General features: G+C 45.6%; 16 protein-coding genes, 1 tRNA gene and 1 CRISPR repeat array. Of the genes, 4 read left to right on the top strand and 13 right to left on the bottom strand.

Annotated features, from left to right (window positions below; genetic code table 11):
- Positions 1–108 precede the first annotated feature (108 nt).
- On the bottom strand, positions 109–681 hold the full coding sequence (locus FFM70_RS10840) for a hypothetical protein (protein WP_223877484.1): 573 nt from the start codon (positions 679–681) through the stop codon (positions 109–111).
- 485 nt (positions 682–1,166) lie between these two features.
- Positions 1,167–1,613 (bottom strand): hypothetical protein, encoded by a 447-nt coding sequence (locus FFM70_RS10835; RefSeq protein ID WP_137616869.1) that lies wholly within the window; start codon positions 1,611–1,613, stop codon positions 1,167–1,169.
- A 191-nt stretch (positions 1,614–1,804) separates the two neighbouring features.
- On the opposite strand from FFM70_RS10835, the gene FFM70_RS10830 reads away from it, so the two are divergent.
- Entirely contained in the window at positions 1,805–2,011 is a 207-nt protein-coding gene (locus tag FFM70_RS10830; protein WP_137616868.1) for a hypothetical protein, read from the top strand.
- 51 nt (positions 2,012–2,062) lie between these two features.
- Here the strand turns inward: FFM70_RS10830 and FFM70_RS10825 are convergent, their stop codons facing one another.
- Positions 2,063–2,926: an alpha/beta hydrolase gene (locus FFM70_RS10825; RefSeq protein WP_137616867.1), complete on the bottom strand. Its 864-nt coding sequence runs from the start codon at positions 2,924–2,926 to the stop codon at positions 2,063–2,065.
- Positions 2,916–4,232 carry a PTS transporter subunit EIIC gene (locus FFM70_RS10820; protein ID WP_223877482.1) on the bottom strand — a complete coding sequence of 439 codons (1,317 nt, stop codon included), beginning with the start codon at positions 4,230–4,232 and terminating at the stop codon, positions 2,916–2,918. Before FFM70_RS10820 ends, FFM70_RS10825 begins: the two co-directional genes overlap by 11 nt.
- Positions 4,233–4,369: 137 nt before the next feature.
- Between FFM70_RS10820 and FFM70_RS10815 the strand changes: the two genes are divergently transcribed.
- Positions 4,370–4,810 (top strand): universal stress protein, encoded by a 441-nt coding sequence (locus FFM70_RS10815; RefSeq protein ID WP_137616866.1) that lies wholly within the window; start codon positions 4,370–4,372, stop codon positions 4,808–4,810.
- 113 nt (positions 4,811–4,923) lie between these two features.
- A CRISPR array of direct repeats spans positions 4,924–7,516; the repeat unit is 28 nt; unit sequence GGATCACCCCCGTATGCACGGGGAATAC.
- A 207-nt stretch (positions 7,517–7,723) separates the two neighbouring features.
- On the opposite strand, the gene FFM70_RS10810 is transcribed toward FFM70_RS10815, so the two are convergent.
- From FFM70_RS10810 to FFM70_RS10790, 5 genes are all read right to left on the bottom strand, one after another.
- Positions 7,724–7,796 (bottom strand) — tRNA-Arg (locus tag FFM70_RS10810).
- Positions 7,797–7,843: 47 nt separating this feature from the next.
- Complete coding sequence (locus FFM70_RS10805) at positions 7,844–9,193, bottom strand: DEAD/DEAH box helicase (protein ID WP_137616865.1); 1,350 nt, start codon at positions 9,191–9,193, stop codon at positions 7,844–7,846.
- A gap of 12 nt (positions 9,194–9,205) precedes the next feature.
- Complete coding sequence (locus tag FFM70_RS10800) at positions 9,206–10,216, bottom strand: Gfo/Idh/MocA family protein (RefSeq protein ID WP_137616864.1); 1,011 nt, start codon at positions 10,214–10,216, stop codon at positions 9,206–9,208.
- A 157-nt stretch (positions 10,217–10,373) separates the two neighbouring features.
- The gene (locus FFM70_RS10795) at positions 10,374–10,934 is read right to left on the bottom strand and encodes a hypothetical protein (protein WP_137616863.1); all 561 of its coding nucleotides are present in this window, start codon (positions 10,932–10,934) and stop codon (positions 10,374–10,376) included.
- Complete coding sequence (locus FFM70_RS10790; protein WP_137616862.1) at positions 10,918–11,109, bottom strand: hypothetical protein; 192 nt, start codon at positions 11,107–11,109, stop codon at positions 10,918–10,920. Before FFM70_RS10790 ends, FFM70_RS10795 begins: the two co-directional genes overlap by 17 nt.
- A gap of 384 nt (positions 11,110–11,493) precedes the next feature.
- Here FFM70_RS10790 and FFM70_RS10785 point away from each other — a divergent pair, with 384 nt between their 5' ends.
- Entirely contained in the window at positions 11,494–11,877 is a 384-nt protein-coding gene (locus FFM70_RS10785; RefSeq protein ID WP_137616861.1) for a DUF4828 domain-containing protein, read from the top strand.
- Positions 11,878–11,919: 42 nt separating this feature from the next.
- Here the strand turns inward: FFM70_RS10785 and FFM70_RS10780 are convergent, their stop codons facing one another.
- Positions 11,920–12,696 carry a GH25 family lysozyme gene (locus FFM70_RS10780; protein WP_137616860.1) on the bottom strand — a complete coding sequence of 259 codons (777 nt, stop codon included), beginning with the start codon at positions 12,694–12,696 and terminating at the stop codon, positions 11,920–11,922.
- 31 nt (positions 12,697–12,727) lie between these two features.
- The gene (locus tag FFM70_RS10775; RefSeq protein ID WP_137616899.1) at positions 12,728–13,618 is read right to left on the bottom strand and encodes a MurR/RpiR family transcriptional regulator; all 891 of its coding nucleotides are present in this window, start codon (positions 13,616–13,618) and stop codon (positions 12,728–12,730) included.
- A 106-nt stretch (positions 13,619–13,724) separates the two neighbouring features.
- On the opposite strand from FFM70_RS10775, the gene FFM70_RS10770 reads away from it, so the two are divergent.
- The gene (locus FFM70_RS10770; protein WP_137616859.1) at positions 13,725–15,236 is read left to right on the top strand and encodes a gluconokinase; all 1,512 of its coding nucleotides are present in this window, start codon (positions 13,725–13,727) and stop codon (positions 15,234–15,236) included.
- A gap of 392 nt (positions 15,237–15,628) precedes the next feature.
- Here FFM70_RS10770 and FFM70_RS10765 read toward each other — a convergent pair whose 3' ends face one another.
- A complete protein-coding gene (locus FFM70_RS10765; RefSeq protein WP_137616898.1) occupies positions 15,629–16,504 on the bottom strand; it encodes an alpha/beta hydrolase in 876 nt (291 codons plus the stop codon).
- Positions 16,497–17,822 (bottom strand): PTS transporter subunit EIIC, encoded by a 1,326-nt coding sequence (locus FFM70_RS10760; protein WP_137616858.1) that lies wholly within the window; start codon positions 17,820–17,822, stop codon positions 16,497–16,499. The genes FFM70_RS10765 and FFM70_RS10760 overlap by 8 nt, the downstream gene beginning before the upstream one ends.
- Positions 17,823–17,954: the final 132 nt, after the last annotated feature.

Below are 17,954 nucleotides of genomic sequence, written 5' to 3'. Positions count from 1 at the left end.
TGATTCAACGACTAATAACAATTATTAATTCCGCATTGAGCTGAGATTTTCACTTTTAACTAAAAAAGGTTTGAGATTTGACTCAAGCCTTCGTCATAACTTATTGAATTAAACTTTTGAATTCGGATAACCAGTATGTTCAGCTAATTGCGCATAAGTTTCATGCAACGTGACCGCCGCCACTTTCCACCCGAGCTTCAGTAATGGTAATAATCGCAACGGATCTTCGACTGGAATTTCGTGTGCATGAGCAAATTTAAAAATTGCTGGCAAAACTTCCATATCGGAATTGGCAAAATAATAGTTGCCCTTCTCTGTCACCACAAAAATCGTGGCGCGAAACGCGTGCCGCGGATCCAGTCCTTGGGTCACATGCCATCGGATTGCGCCGACTTGAATGAGTTTGACATCCGCTAAGGCCATCTCACCGAGGTTACGTTGTTCCGGTGACCACAAAACAACCTTCGTTGGCGTTAACTCCACCATTGCATATTTTTCACTACGAGTTCCTGATAAGCGCCGTAGCCAATTTTTCTCTGGAACCGGTTTTGGATACTCGACCCCTTGAATTTCAAAATGAAATGGGACGATACACTTTTGTGCCCGATCAATTGCACGGTAATGTCCGGCAATTTGATGGTTGGTAAAGACTGATGCCATTGGTTTAAACAAGTCGGTCACTCCCTTCACTGTAAGTATACGCTTTCACAACCCTATTTTCAGCTATTTAAGCGCCCACGAGATAAAAAAACGGCATTGGCATGACACTTCAAAGTCGTCATGCCAATGCCGTTAATCAGGCCGTCGTTTGGCTGTCAATTCTATGTGCGCAATGCTAATGAAAAAGTATGTGTGCTGACAGTTTAACTTCACTCAAACCGCCACCCCCAACTTTGACAAAGCCGATTAGCGCGACGAACCAATGCGATAATTGCAAAACCCTCCAAAAACCTTTTGACACTTCCCGGCCAATCACCAAAATTAATTCATAATGCTTATCTAGGCTTGAACTTATTATATCATCATTGTTAACGGTTACACAATGTATGGCAACATTTTTATGGTGACTTAATTAACCTTTTGAAACTAAATGACTAACCATTTATGCAAAAAACGGCAACAAAAAAACGATCAACCATTGCTGGTCAACCGCTAATCGTCGGCGCTTATTCAGCGTCAGCTTGTTTAGGTTCACGATTGTCAAAATCAGCTGGCATAATCGCAAAGTTGCTAGCTTCAGTGGACAATAAGGCGGCATAGGCGCGCGCCTTGGCAGATAAGGCTGGGATAATCGCGTTGTTCAAGTTATCCAACATGCCTTGTTCGTCTTCTTCGATCTTCTTATCTTCAGATTGACGTTCGATAATGCCGACCATTTCACCGCTCAACCGAACGATGGCAAAGACAGTTGCAGAAAGGTCGTACATTTCTTCTTTGTAGGTCACTTCTAATTGTGCCTGAACGACGTCATCACCAAATGTCTTTTTAACATCTGGATTTGCAGGAGTATAACTAAATTGGCCCTTGCCAGGTTCGTCTTTAGATTCGTCTCGATCGTAAACGATTTGGAAATGTAAGTCTTGGATTGCTGAGTTTAAAATTTCAATATTCATGTAAAATAACTCCCTTTTTGTTAATATCTTCACCTTATAGGAAACCCTGCCAAAATACAATCATATTCCGCTAGTTTTCGTTAATTATTCATTAACGTGGTGTTAAAGTTCTGTAAAGAAACTGATTATCCTTTTGACGCGCTGGTCAAAAAACGATACGCTTAAATAGCACATTCTAGGGGGAATTGACATTGAAATTACGTCGAGTGGGAATTTTAGGCTTGATTTTCGGACTCAGCCTGAGTTTAGCCATGACACCAACACTAACGGCAACTGCCGCACAGCGCCCGATACCACGCACAATGTTGCGCTTACGTTTAAAATTTAAGCGGCCACTTAAAATCCATCATACCAAATCTTCTAAACACCACAAAGTGATTAAGCATCGCCATCGTTAAACCAATAATCGTTGCTAGCATCCTGATTTTAAAGTTGCTAGTGGCGATTTTTTAATTTTTCAACTGTCGCTGATTTTGTTTCCGAATTTTACTGGAGACCGTTTCATCTAACAAGTATTGCCGAATTAACGACACAATCTGCTTGTTTTGCGGTAAGTCTGAATGGGCCGTATTCGCACCGGTCACCGTAATTTCCGTAAAATGCTTCACCTGATCTTGAAAAATGTATTTACCAAAATTAACACTGTTATACGGCACAGTCCCATCACTCGTATAGTTCTCCGTGCCCGCAATCGAATACGCTGTTAACCCATTCGGTAGACCACGCCGATACTGATACAGTTCCTTAAACATACTCGTTTTAGTGGTTGTACTAGTCGATTCCATGTTAAACGGTGCCGCAATCGTCATCAGCCGATCGATACGAACTTTCGGTGACTGCTTTAAATAACGTTCCAAAAACAACGTCCAGATAAGCCCACCATTCGAATGACCGAGTGCTCGAAAATGATTGAAACGATAAGTCTTGACGAGGGCTTTGAAGGCTGTATTCAACCAAACCGCCTGCTTATCAATGTTTGCTTGACCGTCTTTGTTATCCGCAAAGGCCACAATGATAAACGGTTGATTGTCATTTTGACGAATGCTACCGCTGTACTTAATCTTACCATCTGTCTGCACGGTCAGTTTCAGTACACTGTGTCGCTGTGGCGTTTCTTTACCCAATTCCGTAATCAAATCATCAAACCGATTCTGACTGGCACTGGACCCTGGCACCATGATTACGGGGGCCATCCGCGTCCGCCCGGCACTCTTCAAGGTCTTGATATTTGCCTTAGTCCACGTATAGGCTGGCCAACTGACACCTAGCAAGATCACTAGGCCCAGCAACCACCGCCACCAATTATGACGCATACGTCTCACCTCTTTCAACCGTCTGATTCGCCAGAAGAACAAATGGCAAATAAATCGCCGTCGCCACTGCTAAATTTAAACCACTGACAAACAACGCCCGCCAGTCACCACCGGTACCCAGCCAGCCGATTAAAAATCCAGGCATCGTCCGGCTAACCGGATAAACAACTGGGGGCATCAATTGTAGTTTTAGCGCCGTCCAAGTGATAATCAGGCTCGCTAACGGTGCCAATAGGAATGGGATGGCCAAAATTGGACTAAACATAATTGGTAACCCCACTAGCAACGGCTGGTTAAAATTAAATAAACTGGGGAACCAGCTCGCTTTAGCGACCGTTCGTAAGTCTTGATTGCGCGAGCGCCAGAGAATCGCAATAACTAGCGCCAACGTCATTCCCGGCCCACCGACATTGGCAAAACTGTCAAAGACCGTGTGCAAGGTAATCGGATTTGGTGCGCCCCAAGCGGAACCATGTTGCAAAGCATACTCTAAATTTTGAACCGTGCTGACTGAACTATTGCCACTAAAATCAATCGGTCCAATAATACCGATCACCCAGAAAAGGTTACTTAGCAGCGTGGCACTAAAAATTGGAATTAACACCCCACTGAGATTTGAAAATGGCAACTGAAAGACGAGGTAAAACAACCCATTGAGTCCATTTTTACTCATAAAGCTCACACCATAACTGATTAGGCTAAATAAGACCAGCGTCACCGCAATTGGCAGCCAATTATCCTTTGCCCGACTCAGTAAGTGATGCTGCGTCTCGATCAATTGATGATTGTGTGGTTTAGTCGCCAAATGATTGAACAACCAGCCGGTGATGAGACCTACTAGCAAAGCAAGAAAGATCCCCTGTGATCCTAAGTTAGGCGTTAAAAATTGAGATGCCGTCACCTGCCCCATCTTCGCAGTGTTCCGATAGTCAAAATTCAGTAGACAAAAGCTAAGTGCCGCGGTTAACCCAGCTAGCAAATTATCGCGGCGTGATGCGCGCACCGCAAAGTTAGCTGCAGCAAACGCAGCCACCACCGCAATCACACCGTTGACCGTTTGACTAAGCATTCCCGTATAAATGCCAAATTGTGAAAATCCCGGTACCCAGTGGCTTAAACGATAAATTTGATTCAGAAAGCCATTTTTCTGGAAACAGGCTTGGTTGAAAACACTAATAAACGCCCCAATTAGGACAAATGGAAACAGCAGCGTCAATGTCTCGCGTAACGCGTGATAATAGCGTCGTTTATTTAGCCAATCCTCCCAAGATAACAACGTCTGCGCCACTTTTTTGATGATACTCATCCTCTCACGCTCAATATTACTTATAATATACACGCTCAACTATCATCCGGCCATCAGACCTACCTTAAAGATGCATTTCGCTTCCTTAACGTGCCGGAATCCGTTATGATTAGACCAACTTAATGGAGGTGGTCAATATGCCAAATACTTACCAGCACATCCTAGCGCCCGTAGATAGTTCGGCCGCGGCACAAGCAGCCTTTAATGAAGCCGTCAATATTGCACAACGCCATCAAGCTAATTTGACCGCGCTGTATGTCGTCGACGACAGTGCTTACCATGCACCCGCACTAGATCCAGTGTTGCACGAACTACTGGATGCTGAAGCCGCCCACGCTGAAGCTGACATGGCAGACCGTCGCCAATTCGTCCAGACTACTACCGTGACCCATTTCAAAACCGAAGTAGCTTACGGTAATCCCAAACGACTTATTGAAGCTTTTGCCAAACAACATCCTGAAATTGATTTGATTGTCCTTGGGGCAACTGGTAAAGACTCGCCAAACCGAGTAGCCGTCGGTTCAACGACCAGCTATGTTGTTGATCATGCACCTTGTAACGTGATTGTGATTCGTTAATAAATAAACGCCTTTAGTTAGTCGAAAATGAGCCGCCAACGTTGGATTGTTGTCCAACATTAGAGGCTCATTTTCAAATATAACTATTTCTAATAAGTTCTCTGGATTAAAAAGAGTCAACCCCGTATACACAGGGAATACATGGAACGGAAAGCGAAAGCAGACCCTGACGAAGGATCACCCCCATATGCACGGGGAATACAATAACTTTTCTAATTTCATCGTCGTATTGAAAGGATCACCCCCGTATGCACGGGGAATACATCTTTAAGTTTAGCCGTGACGACCCTGATAAGGGATCACCCCCGTATGCACGGGGAATACTTTCCCATTGCCACGGGTGGCGCGATAAATGTAGGATCACCCCCGTATGCACGGGGAATACATACGCTAAAATGCGCTGGTCCAATCGCTTTAAGGATCACCCCCGTATGCACGGGGAATACTATATGAGTCTGCTCGGTGAAGCCTTGCGGCCGGGATCACCCCCGTATGCACGGGGAATACCGCCTTTCTATCTCATTGCTTCCGTCCATTTATAGGATCACCCCCGTATGCACGGGGAATACTCTTCAGCAATCATGCCAAAATAGCGACTTGGAGGATCACCCCCGTATGCACGGGGAATACACACGGCCGATATCCTTGCGAATTCGAAGTTAGGGATCACCCCCGTATGCACGGGGAATACCTGACAGGGACAAGTGCCGACGTTACGCATCTAGGATCACCCCCGTATGCACGGGGAATACAAATTAATTAAGTCAGGCAACGGCACGAATTGGGGATCACCCCCGTATGCACGGGGAATACACATCAACACTTAGATCACTTGGTGCTTTCTTGGGATCACCCCCGTATGCACGGGGAATACAATAATATGGGTTATCGGTTTGTGATAAATCTAGGATCACCCCCGTATGCACGGGGAATACGATGTTTAAGGATTTTGGTGTGAAGCACCATCAGGATCACCCCCGTATGCACGGGGAATACTCACCATTCTTAATGATAGTAGCCACTAACATAGGATCACCCCCGTATGCACGGGGAATACGTGTCGGCTGGGCTAAGACGTGGCTAGATCACGGGATCACCCCCGTATGCACGGGGAATACTTTAATCACCTTTAGTCCAAAAACAACCTCATAGGATCACCCCCGTATGCACGGGGAATACTATTCGGTGCCACTGGGCAGGCTGCCGGGGCTAGGATCACCCCCGTATGCACGGGGAATATTTCCTTGGATATTGTGTACGTTCCACCCCCCTGGGATCACCCCCGTATGCACGGGGAATACAATATCTGTAATCATTAATGCCGTCCAATCATGGGATCACCCCCGTATGCACGGGGAATACAAACAATTGGAGGTTAACAAATGCTAGGACAAAGGATCACCCCCGTATGCACGGGGAATACATCAATTATTTACTTGTCAAGACGCGACCATGAGGATCACCCCCGTATGCACGGGGAATACAAAGATGATGAGCTCACCATTACGCAGGATGTGGGATCACCCCCGTATGCACGGGGAATACACTTTTCGATAAAAGACTTCCAGTCGAAAAAAAGGATCACCCCCGTATGCACGGGGAATACACTCACACTTCCGATAGGCAGTCGCGCCAAACAGGATCACCCCCGTATGCACGGGGAATACCCGGGTTGGTCGGCGCGGACGTAAATATTAATAGGATCACCCCCGTATGCACGGGGAATACCACCCCTATGTATTATAGCTATAAGCCTTACACGGGATCACCCCCGTATGCACGGGGAATACCTTAAATAATTTTAACAATTTAACTGAAAATAAGGATCACCCCCGTATGCACGGGGAATACTTTGCTAACCATTTTGGGAAACGAATCCCTGAAGGATCACCCCCGTATGCACGGGGAATACTTGACATCACTACCCGCGCCGCTTCACCAACAAGGATCACCCCCGTATGCACGGGGAATACTTTTACCGATTTTAGTCTAAAATATGCCAATTAGGATCACCCCCGTATGCACGGGGAATACAACCCGATACGCCCAAAAGAATGGCGTTGAGGAGGATCACCCCCGTATGCACGGGGAATACTTATAGTCTATTGAACTTTTTACACAGTCAACTAGGATCACCCCCGTATGCACGGGGAATACATCAGCAAAGGGGACAGCATAATGGTTCAAATAGGATCACCCCCGTATGCACGGGGAATACGGTCAACTGATTATCCCAAGCTTAGTCCGGGGGGGATCACCCCCGTATGCACGGGGAATACGGATCGTTTGCTGGCTATGGGCGAGTACCTGGAGGATCACCCCCGTATGCACGGGGAATACTGATGAAAAGCTTTAAAGCGTCCGGCTGGTTAAGGATCACCCCCGTATGCACGGGGAATACCACATCTAAAAGTAATGACAAGCGTTGGAAGTAGGATCACCCCCGTATGCACGGGGAATACTTGCGCTGGCAATTGCCTTATTTGCTCTTGCTAGGATCACCCCCGTATGCACGGGGAATACGTACTGGCTTCTTTGGTGACATTTTAAACAGTGGGATCACCCCCGTATGCACGGGGAATACTTTAGCTGGCTAATATCGTTCTTATTAGTATTAGGATCACCCCCGTATGCACGGGGAATACAAATAATCTTCAAACATGTTCAATCCTCCAATAGGATCACCCCCGTATGCACGGGGAATACACTAAGAAAACGTTGATATGACGGCATCCAATTTTCGAGAACCAGCTGTTTTACATTAACTTGCCTCTGTAACTCATGACTACTTTTAAAGTATAACCTAAATTCCAACAAGACACGAAGATAACTTTTCTAAAAACACACTATAAAAAAAGTCGCGACACAGCAGCTATCAAAAGTTGCTGTGTCGCGATTTTGTAAACCACTCGATGACCCCATCCGGACTTGAACCGGAATCAACCGCTTAGGAGGCGGGTGCCCTATCCAGTTGTGCTATGGGGCCAAACTCAATCCGTAAAATATCATCTCACGGATTGAAAAATTTTTCAATTAGGATTTAGAAAAACGATCCCGATTCTTTTTACGCATGCCCTTTTTCTTGGAATGTTTATTGTGCCCTTTATGCTTCTTCGGTGCACTGAAGGTATCGGCTTTCACGGGAACAGCACGACTTGGTTTCGCCCCACGCTTGACAGTGTCGGGATGCCCAGCACCTTCGACACGATGACGACCATTCGTCGCTTCTTCAACGCTACTTGGGTGATCAAACGTCAAAGTTGGCTTAACTTTAGCCGGTTTCGTATCCACAATCTTATAGTCAACCAAGTAACCTGGCTTGATTTCATATTCCGTGGACTTCATCATTTTCTTGAAGTCACGAATATCATGATCATCACCAAGTGTTAAGACTAAACCTTCAGCGCCCATCCGACCGGTTCGACCACTACGGTGAATATAAGTCGTGACATCTTTCGGTAACTGATAATTGATCACTGCTGGCAACTCTGGCACATCTAAGCCACGCGCAGCCAAGTCAGTCGTCAATAACAATTCGACCTTACCTTGCCGGAATAAGCGCAAGGCCTTTTCACGTTCAACTTGCCGTTGATTACTAGTTAAAGCGACATAACTCACGTGCTGGTGACGCAATTCGAGTGAGACGTGTTGTAATTCTTGCATCTTGTTAAAGAAAACCAGTGCCCGTAATCGATCAACCCGACTGATTCGCTTCAACAAATCAACGCGGTTACGATTGCCAACTTCCATCGTCCGATGCCGAACAACGCCTTGCGTTTGATCAATTGCCCGCACATCAATCTTCTCAACTTTTTGCCCAAACCAACGGGGTAATTCATCCAGAATTTTAGTTTCTGTTGCCGAGAAGAAACCTAATTGTAACGTTTCTGCAAAGGTTGCATCCAAAATTTCACGGATTTGATCCAAGGTTTCATCCGTCAATAACTCATCCGCTTCATCAACGATCATTAATTTCAAATGGCCCAGTTTAAGCTTGCCATCCGCAATCATGTTCGTCATTCGACCAGGCGTCCCAACCACAATTTCGGGATGCTTTTTCAACTTCTCAGTTTGGCGTTTAACGTTAGCGCCACCAGTAATGGCTAACACTTTTGCATCGATCAACTTAGCCCAATCACGGACCACGTTGGTCGTTTGCATGGCTAATTCTTGTGAAGGCGCCAAAATCATGGCTTGTGTCCCCTCACCGACCCGAATACTTTCGAGCATTGGCCAAGTAAAGGCTAAGGTCTTCCCCGAACCGGTTGGTGCTAAGCCTAACACGGATGTGCCTTCAGCCATTGGTGTGGCGACCGCTGTTTGAATCGGCGAGAGTTCAGTAAACCCCGCCGCAGCGAATTTTTCTTTAAATACGTCTAACATAGTTCCTCGTTTCTATTTATCAGGCTGATTCCGTTCAGCATCATTAAAATAAATGTGTCCGGATTGCCGTAAATTAAATAATAGTTTATTAACATTGCGACTAAGTTGGCGCCAGCTTTGATACTCACTTCGATGACCGGCTGGATCATTGATCACCGCGGCAAAGTCACGCGCTTCCGCCAACATCGGATTCTTGTCCGGTTTAACCCCAATAGATTGGACCGTTCCTTGATCATCATGATAGCTGACTTGACCGAGTTCGGCGGCATTATCCATCACGATAGTGTCGCGCAACCCATTGATTTCAGACGGTAAAAACGAATTACTCGTCTTACCAACATTCAAGGTCACGGTAAAACTAGGGTAACGTAAAACCGCCACCCCTTTGCCATCGACCTTGGTGCGAATCAAGGTCGGGTAATACGCAACTTCATCCGGCATGCCGAACCAACCAACCGCATCATACGCGAGATAGACGCCTAAATCTTGGAGTGCCCCACCGGCGAACTTGAGTGAAAAAATATTAGGTTCTTCACCAGCTAAAACGGCATCATAACGCGAAGAATATTTCATATAGGTCAATGTGGCGCCTTGAATTCGCGGCATTTTCGCTAACTGTGCTTGAATCCGTTTGAAATTTACCTCGTGAATCTGACGAGCTGCCTCAAACAGCAGACAATCAGGATGTTGTCGTAAGCATTCATCGAGTTGCTCGAACTCAGCTTGATTTGCGACAGCCGGTTTCTCAACAATCACGTGTTTCTCATGAGCTAAGGCTAGTTTGGCCTGCTCAAAGTGCAAACTGTTTGGTGAGGCAATATAAACTGCATCAAAACTCCCTTGACTGTAAAATTGGTCAAGGTCGTCAAAAGTTTCCGTCGCGTGGTTCAGTGTCGCAAACTCCCGCGCCCGTGCTAAATGTCGCGAATAGACCGTCGTCAACTGCCACTCACCAGATTCATGGGCAGCATCAATAAATTGCTGCGTGATCCAATTTGTGCCGATGATTCCTAATTTTAACATACTCGAGCTCCCTTCAAGTTAATGTAACCGGTTTAATTTTCTGATAATCAATTAAGTCATAAATCTATTTTAACAGTTTTATGCGCTGACTTGCCGTAATTCTACCTGGGACATAAAAAAATTGGTGCTGCCTCAATTAGACAGTACCAATACACAACTACTCGGTCATCATTAACTTTAAACTTTCCGTACTCACAAATAACGGATAAGTTTTTGGAAACATTGCTTGGTTATCATAATCATAATGTAGATATTTGAAAGCATATTGTTTATAAAAATCCAGTGCAGCAGATAACGAACTGACCACAATACCAATAGTGCCAATATTTAAATCAAACCGTAATTTCAACACACTGTCAAAACAATCATAGATCAGCTTTGCGCCCAGATGTTGCCGTTGCCAGCGCGTATCAACTCCCAGCCATGAGATTTCAACAACAGGCAAATTGATTTGTTGGTTATTGTCACTTGGTAACGCCCGTAATCGATTAAAAATCAAACGATCGTACCCGGTTTTTACATCAATCACACCCGTTGAGATTGTATAATACGCAACGATTCTATCACCATCTAGGTAAATCGTCGTCGAACGTGTATGATGTTTTTCATCCTGAATGGCTTGATGCCATAAATATTGATTTACTTGATCATTGCCACAATCAAACTGCCTTAAAATACGCTGCGAAGTGATATACCTTAAACTACTTCGCTCGATCAATAATATCCACTGGCTTAACTAATGCACGTTTGGCACGTTCAATATCTGCTTTAAACGCTGACGATTGTTTCACATCATGGTCAGGCATCAAAATTGTCATCAGCTGATTAAATTCTTGTGGACTCTTAACTGTAATTGTATGTTTAACACTATTTTGGGGATCAGTGACTGCCATTTTGATTTCTCCTTCACAAATATCATCTTCACTAACTATGTTTGGTTTCCTAAGTATAGGGGCTTTTACCATACTTGTAAAGAAATTAAATCACAGTGTTAACTTTACACAGCCACATTATTGATTTTTTTATGCAAAACGACTCATACCCACCTCTCACGACACTCAACTTCTGTCTAAAAAGCTGTTTTGATTTAAAATTTGAAAAATAAAATGTTATCAAAAAGATGTTAAATTTCATCATCAATTTTACAAAATATTACTTTCATTACTAACAGGTAACAGGGGTCTAAAAGCTTTGCTAAGAATCAGGTTATTGCGTGACGAATGCCTTTCATTAGTGGTATATTTTAAGGGTAAACTTAATGAAAGAAGGTTGATCCGGTGAAGCGACGTGGCGCCATTTTATTTGGCTTATCATTACTGGCAGGACTCTCAAGTACCTTATTACGCAAGCAACACCCTACCAAAAACGCAAGTGGTGACTTGGCAGTTTTTTATGCAGGGACATGGACCTATCGCGACGAAGAACATCACCGCGATCACAAGCTTGAAATCGATCCAAACATGATCATTCGCATCGATGGCCGGCCAATGCCGGCGACGGTCGAATCAATTTCATCGAGCGAGCTCGTCTTACTCGACAAATATGGCTTTCATTTAGAAGTCAAAGCAAATGAACAGCGTCCAGTCAGCTTGTTTGACGAGGCAGATAATCGAAACTACGTGATTCTCTCGCCCGGCGCACTAAACGAAGCTGCTAACTAAAAAATTGCGACCATCAAACGGGTCGCAATTTTTTTAGTCACTTTAATTTAGGCCAGCTGAGACTAAGTTTTGATAGGCATCGTTATTGCCATTAAAAATAATCCCACTGAATTCTTGACTGGTCCCATTTTGCCGATAGACAGCCCGATTCGAATAATGCATAAAAATGATGCGCTTGTCTCGGTGATGGGTATTTGTGGTATTCAACCATAACGGAGATTGCTTAATGACCGGTTTGACAAGCTTATTAGCAACAGATGGCGTTGACCAGACCACACAATTACGATCATAATGGTTTGTTAACTTTAAAACCATCGTGCGTAATTGTGTCTGAGCACGCTTCACGTTGACCGTATCGGCCGTATAGTCGCCATAATACTGCACCTGAATCGCAATCGGTAGATTACCGATATTGTGTCCAACGACCCTTTCAAAATAGGCCGCTTGCGCCTTGCCTGAACTTGAAAAGCTGAAAACATGCGAGACACCGACACCTAAATTAGTGCCCAGGACACGCGAATAATTGCTTGAAAAGTTATCATCTGTATAACTCGCACCCTGGGTCGCTTTAAGATAAACAAATTTTAAACCGTCATTTTCCAAGGCGGCAAAATCCAAATAGCCATCATTTTGAGTGACCGCAATGCCGCGGACATTAAAGCCCGCCACAACGGCCGCACGACGCTGTTGTACCCATTGTAAGCCGCCCCAAATCAACCCAGCAATTAGCAACAAAATGAACAGCCAGCTGAGCCTGCGCCGCCAACTTGCGCCGCGAGTCTTGGCATATACCGGCCGGAAATGTTGTCGTTTCGTCATGCCATCCATCCCATCTTACAAAAAATCCACCTTATAATTCAGTCCGTGTTTGGCTAATTGCCTCACGAACACGACTAAGGCTGGCGGCCATTTTAACGTTACCATGAACCGCCGTCATCAAAAATAAACTATCAATAATACTCATTTGCGCAATTAACGAGGTCAAGCCCTCTGAACGATAATTTACTTCTTCCGCAACCGAAATAAACGCCACATCACTCGCCTGAGCTAACGGCGAATTACCGAAACTCGTGAGTGCGATTACTGGGACCCGTTGTTTTTTCAAAGTTGCTAAGATTTGTAAAGTTTGTTGGTTACGGCCAGTATGTGAAATCACGACGGCAACATCTTGGCCCGACATCTGTGCGGCTTGCATCAGTTGCATATCATAGTCGCTATTCTGCGCACAAGGAATCCCGGTCCGCACAAACTTGTGATAGCCATCCAGAGCGGCCACTGAAGACCCACCCAGACCGTAAAACGCGATACTTCGTGCTTGGGTCAACAGCCGAACCGCTTTCTTCAATTCAGCTTCGGTCATCACTTGGCTCGTTTGGTCTAAGGAACTTCGAATACTGCTAAAGGTCGAATCCGCGATTCCTTTCAACGTCGTCTGTTTTTCAACATCTTGAAAGGCTTCGGCAGTCGTCTGTTCCAACGGTTCCGCAGCGGTCAGTTCACGTGAAAAGTCCCGGAAGCTGTTAAAACTGATCCGTTTCACGAAGCGTGAGACCGTGGCTGTCGAAACGCCCACCGCGGCGGCTAGATCTGAAATTGATTGGGCCGCCGTCTTCACGGGGTCCTGAATAATATAATCCGCAATTTTGCGATCGGTGTGACTCAAGTTAGGATAGTACGACCGAATCAAGGTCAAAACGCGGTTACGATGTGTGGCTTTTGCAGACACGCTGCCCACCTCCATGACCAAATTTTACCACAGTTTAGCAACGCACCAATAATTTCTCATTGCGACCGCTACCAAAGTTGACTAAACTAAGGATAATTATAATTTTGAAAGGACTAAGTTTATGACAGAAATTATCGGCGTCGATGTCGGCACCACCAGTACCAAAGTTGTGCTCTACGACCAGGCCGGCACCGCGATCGCCAGTGCCAATCATGGCTACCCGCTCTATCAAACCGAACCAGAGATGGCCGAAGAAAGTCCGGCTGAAATTTATGACGCAGTCGTTGCAGGCATCGCTGAGGTCACTGAAAAAGCGACCCAGCCAGTTGCTGGCATTAGTTTTTCAGCAGCGATGCATAGCTTGATTTTGCTTGATGACCAGTTCCAACCCCTGACCCGCATGTTGACTTGGGCGGATAACCGCGCCGCAGCGGCCGCCGAACAATTGCGAGCCCTGCCGAACGCCCATGACCTGTACGCTAACACGGGGACACCCTTGCATCCAATGACACCGTTGGCCAAGCTCGTTTGGCTCGCGCAAACCAAGCCTAAATTACATCAGCAGGCCCGTTGGTTCGTTGACATTAAAGCGTATCTCTTACAACGACTGTGCGGTCAACTCGTCACCGATTACTCGATAGCCAATGCAACCGGCCTATTTAACTTGCATACCTTTGATTGGGACCCGCAAGCCTTAAAATTGGCTCAAATTACAGCAACACAACTGCCACAACTGGTCGATACGACCACCCAACTCATCGGCTTAAACGAAACCGTTGCTACTAAATTAAAGCTCTCACCCACAACTCCACTGATTGTCGGTGCAAGTGATGGTTGTCTCGCCAATTTAGGTGTAAATGCCATCGAACCTGGTGTTGCCGCTATCACAATTGGCACTTCTGGCGCCATTCGGGTCGTTACCGACGCACCAAAATTAGACCCCCATGGCCGCCTCTTCTGTTACTACTTGGCGCCGCATCGCTGGGTCGTCGGTGGCCCGGTCAATAACGGCGGTAATGTCTTACGGTGGGTCGAGGACACCCTGTTCTCTGCCGAAAAGGCCGTCAATGAGGGAACCGACCGTTCAACCATTGAAATGATGCTCGCGTTAGCTGCTAAGGTCCCAGCTGGCAGTCATGGGCTACTCATGCATCCGTATTTGAACGGTGAACGGGCCCCACTTTGGGAAGCGACTGCCCGCGGTGCCTACTTTGGCTTGACCGCACGACATTCACGGTCAGAGATGACCCGTGCGGCGCTTGAAGGCATCTGCTTCAACCTTGCCCATGTGGCAAAAATGGTCCAAGCGTTGACTGGTCCATTCACCCAATTACAAGCCACTGGCGGCTTCACCCGTTCTGAGACTTGGCTTGGCATTTTAGCTGATATTTTTGACACGACCGTCACAATTCCAGATAGCATGGCCAGTTCAAGTTTAGGCGCTGCTATTTTAGGGCTTGAAAGTTTGGGCCAGATTTCCAACCTAACCGCCGTCAAAACAATGATTGAGTCAACACGGCAGCAACATCCCAATCCAACGAACGTCCAAAATTATCAAGAACTTTATCCGATCTATGAACAATTGATTGCGGCCTATCAACCAATTTTCAACCAGTTAAGTAAATTCAAGTAGTCATATAACGCAAACGAGTCTGGATAATTTTCCCAGGCTCGTTTTAATATTCTAGTGACTAAGCGTTGAAAATACCAACCTTGTCGTAAATCCCGTAATACACGCGTTGGTTATGCTAAAAATGGCCTCATGCGGCTTCCCCTAAATCTAAACAATCATTCAGAATTACTGACTAGCTGTAGGTCGTTGTGGATAGCATCGGCCGTGATGGTGGCGTTTGACCGGTGCTTTTCCGGTCTTACACCACGGACCGGCCGGGAGACTTGTGGGCTATGCAAGGCTTCCGGGCGAGGGTCAAGACGTTCTTCAGGCTTGACCCGGTCCCTCGGCCGCATGTTATCAACAACGACCGGAAGCGGCAATCATCGCCTATCCTTAATTACTAACCCATCTTAATTAGCACCCATCAACGCTTTCGTCGGGGTCTTCTTCTTACTATCCAAGATGTACTCCTGAATCAGACTGACAATTTGCTTATTCTGCGGCAAATCAGAGTGTTGGGCGTTATCCCCCGTAACCGTCACTTCCGTGTAATGCTTCACCTGACCTTGATAAACGTACTTGCCAGCCTCCACACTGCGCGCTGGGACAAGCCCATCAGAATCATAATTTTCGGTGCCAGCGACCGAGAACACAGCTAACTTTTTCGGTAATCGGTCACGATACTTGATGAAATCTGCTAGCATTTGCGTTTTGTGACTGAGATTGGCCTCTGAAAAGTTATATGGTGACCCAATCGTCATTAATTTTTTGACCGTAATATCCTCACGCGTGAAATAATGTTCAAAGAAATAAGTATAAACCAGGCCACCATTTGAATGTCCTATCGCCTTGAAATTATTAAATTGATAGCGGTGCGCTAATTGTTTAAAGGCCAAGGAAAACCAGCGGGCTTGTTTTTGAATATTGCTATAACCATCTTTATTATTTTCAAAACCCACGACAATAAAAGGTTCATTATCACGTGGTCGTAGGGTTCCCGAAGACTTGATCGTACCATCCGTTTTGACTGTTAATTTGATCAAGCTATGGCGCTGTTTGTCGGCTTTATTTAATTGCGTCACCAGCCGGTCAAACCGGTTCTGCGTGGCGCTACTGCCTGGAATTAAGATCACCGGTGACAGTCGCGAATCATGCCGGCCAGCCATCGATTTTACATTTGCCTGCGTCCACTGATAAGCTGGCCAAATCAAGGCAACCAGAAACAGGCCAACCAAGATAAGGACCCCTAAACTATTGCGACGCCGACGTTTTAACAAATTATGCATCATCGCCGGTCATCTCCAATCGTAAACTCTGTTCATGAGCAGCATGTAAAGTAGCTTCCGCTAACCGCATGAATGGCAAATAAATCAATACCGAAATGACCAGATCCAACGACCCAATCAACAACGCTACCAGATTACCATTTGTCCCAATGAAAGCAATCAAAGGCCCTGGTGTCCCCAACGGTACCGGATAAACCATTGGCGGCAACCACTTTAACCAGATGGCGAATGCCGCCACCGACATATTCACGAGTGGCGCTAAAATGAACGGAATCGCATAAATTGGGTTATATAAGACTGGTAATCCGGTCATCATTGGGCCATTACTATTGAATAATGCTGGAACGAGGCTCCAACGCGCCACGACATGATAATTATGGTTATGACTGCTAATAATGATTGTAATGATTAGTGCCAGTAGCATCCCAGTGCCGCCGAAAGTCCCAAAAGCGTCGTACAACGTATGGGACGTGTAAGGATATGGCACATGGTAAGCTGAATGGTGACTGAGCGCATAATTCAAATTAGTTGTCATCGAAGGGGTATTCGCCAGCAAACGTTGTTGAAACGGTCCAGCCAACCCAAGTAATTCCATGAGCAGCGTCAAGCCAGCCATTGCAAATGTCATCAAGCCGTTGTGGCTCGACGTGGCAATTTTTTGCAATTGATCCAAAGTCTGTTCTGAATAATCGAATAACATGAACCAATTTAAGACTAAGCCCACGCCAACTGCGAGTAAAAAGCCGATTGTCATCGGTAACAAAGACGCAAACGTTCGGTCTAAAATCTGGGTCGTGTGTGATTGACGCGGCACATCAGCAGGTCGACCAAACCAGCGAAACAGGATGCCAATCACAACCCCAATCAAAATGGCACTCGTTAGGCCATTCGTCCCCAACAAGACCGGATTAAAGTCAACTTGCGTTTGATCTGGATATTGATACGCCACTAGTAGCAGCGCAATTGCCCCACTGATGCCCGCCAACTGATCATCACGGTGATAAGCTTTGGCATAATACTTAGCCGCCCCAAATGCCGCAACAATTGCCACACTATCCAATGTCAAATTAGTCAAGTTATCAAACGGATAATGTAAATATTTATAGTACGGTACCCAAGTTGATAAATGAAAAATACTGGCTAAAAACCCCGTTTTCGTCAGTAATGTCACTTGAATGATTTGACTGAAACTCCCAATCAAGACAAACGGAAAAGTGAGCATCACTGTTCGTTGGATCACGCGATAAATTTTCGTTTGCCGTATCCGTAAAAGTGCAGGTACTAGGCGGTTAATCAATTGTTGTTCACTAATCCCCATTTCAAGATCCCCAATCTCCGTTTAGCTGTTATTTTGATTATAGCCTTTTAGCACAGTGACGGAAAAGAATTACTCACGGTTATTTTCAGAAAAATCGCGTTGCGGAAATTTCAGTCAATTTCTGCAACGCGA

The organism is Lactiplantibacillus nangangensis (assembly GCF_005405065.1).
In the GTDB taxonomy this organism is placed as follows: Bacteria; Bacillota; Bacilli; order Lactobacillales; family Lactobacillaceae; genus Lactiplantibacillus; species Lactiplantibacillus nangangensis.
The sequence above is the reverse complement of the archived record's forward strand: the minus strand, read 5'-3'. Positions and strand labels throughout refer to the sequence as shown.

What these genes read in the sequence shown, in the direction of transcription:
- FFM70_RS10835 (WP_137616869.1), bottom strand. Translation starts at nt 1,613, where the DNA reads ATGAATATTGAAATTTTAAACTCAGCAATCCAAGACTTACATTTCCAA.
- FFM70_RS10825 (WP_137616867.1), bottom strand. Translation starts at nt 2,926, where the DNA reads ATGCGTCATAATTGGTGGCGGTGGTTGCTGGGCCTAGTGATCTTGCTA.
- FFM70_RS10820 (WP_223877482.1), bottom strand. Translation starts at nt 4,232, where the DNA reads ATGAGTATCATCAAAAAAGTGGCGCAGACGTTGTTATCTTGGGAGGAT.
- FFM70_RS10815 (WP_137616866.1), top strand. Translation starts at nt 4,370, where the DNA reads ATGCCAAATACTTACCAGCACATCCTAGCGCCCGTAGATAGTTCGGCC.
- FFM70_RS10805 (WP_137616865.1), bottom strand. Translation starts at nt 9,193, where the DNA reads ATGTTAGACGTATTTAAAGAAAAATTCGCTGCGGCGGGGTTTACTGAA.
- FFM70_RS10800 (WP_137616864.1), bottom strand. Translation starts at nt 10,216, where the DNA reads ATGTTAAAATTAGGAATCATCGGCACAAATTGGATCACGCAGCAATTT.
- FFM70_RS10790 (WP_137616862.1), bottom strand. Translation starts at nt 11,109, where the DNA reads ATGGCAGTCACTGATCCCCAAAATAGTGTTAAACATACAATTACAGTT.
- FFM70_RS10780 (WP_137616860.1), bottom strand. Translation starts at nt 12,696, where the DNA reads ATGACGAAACGACAACATTTCCGGCCGGTATATGCCAAGACTCGCGGC.
- FFM70_RS10775 (WP_137616899.1), bottom strand. Translation starts at nt 13,618, where the DNA reads ATGGAGGTGGGCAGCGTGTCTGCAAAAGCCACACATCGTAACCGCGTT.
- FFM70_RS10770 (WP_137616859.1), top strand. Translation starts at nt 13,725, where the DNA reads ATGACAGAAATTATCGGCGTCGATGTCGGCACCACCAGTACCAAAGTT.
- FFM70_RS10765 (WP_137616898.1), bottom strand. Translation starts at nt 16,504, where the DNA reads ATGCATAATTTGTTAAAACGTCGGCGTCGCAATAGTTTAGGGGTCCTT.
- FFM70_RS10760 (WP_137616858.1), bottom strand. Translation starts at nt 17,822, where the DNA reads ATGGGGATTAGTGAACAACAATTGATTAACCGCCTAGTACCTGCACTT.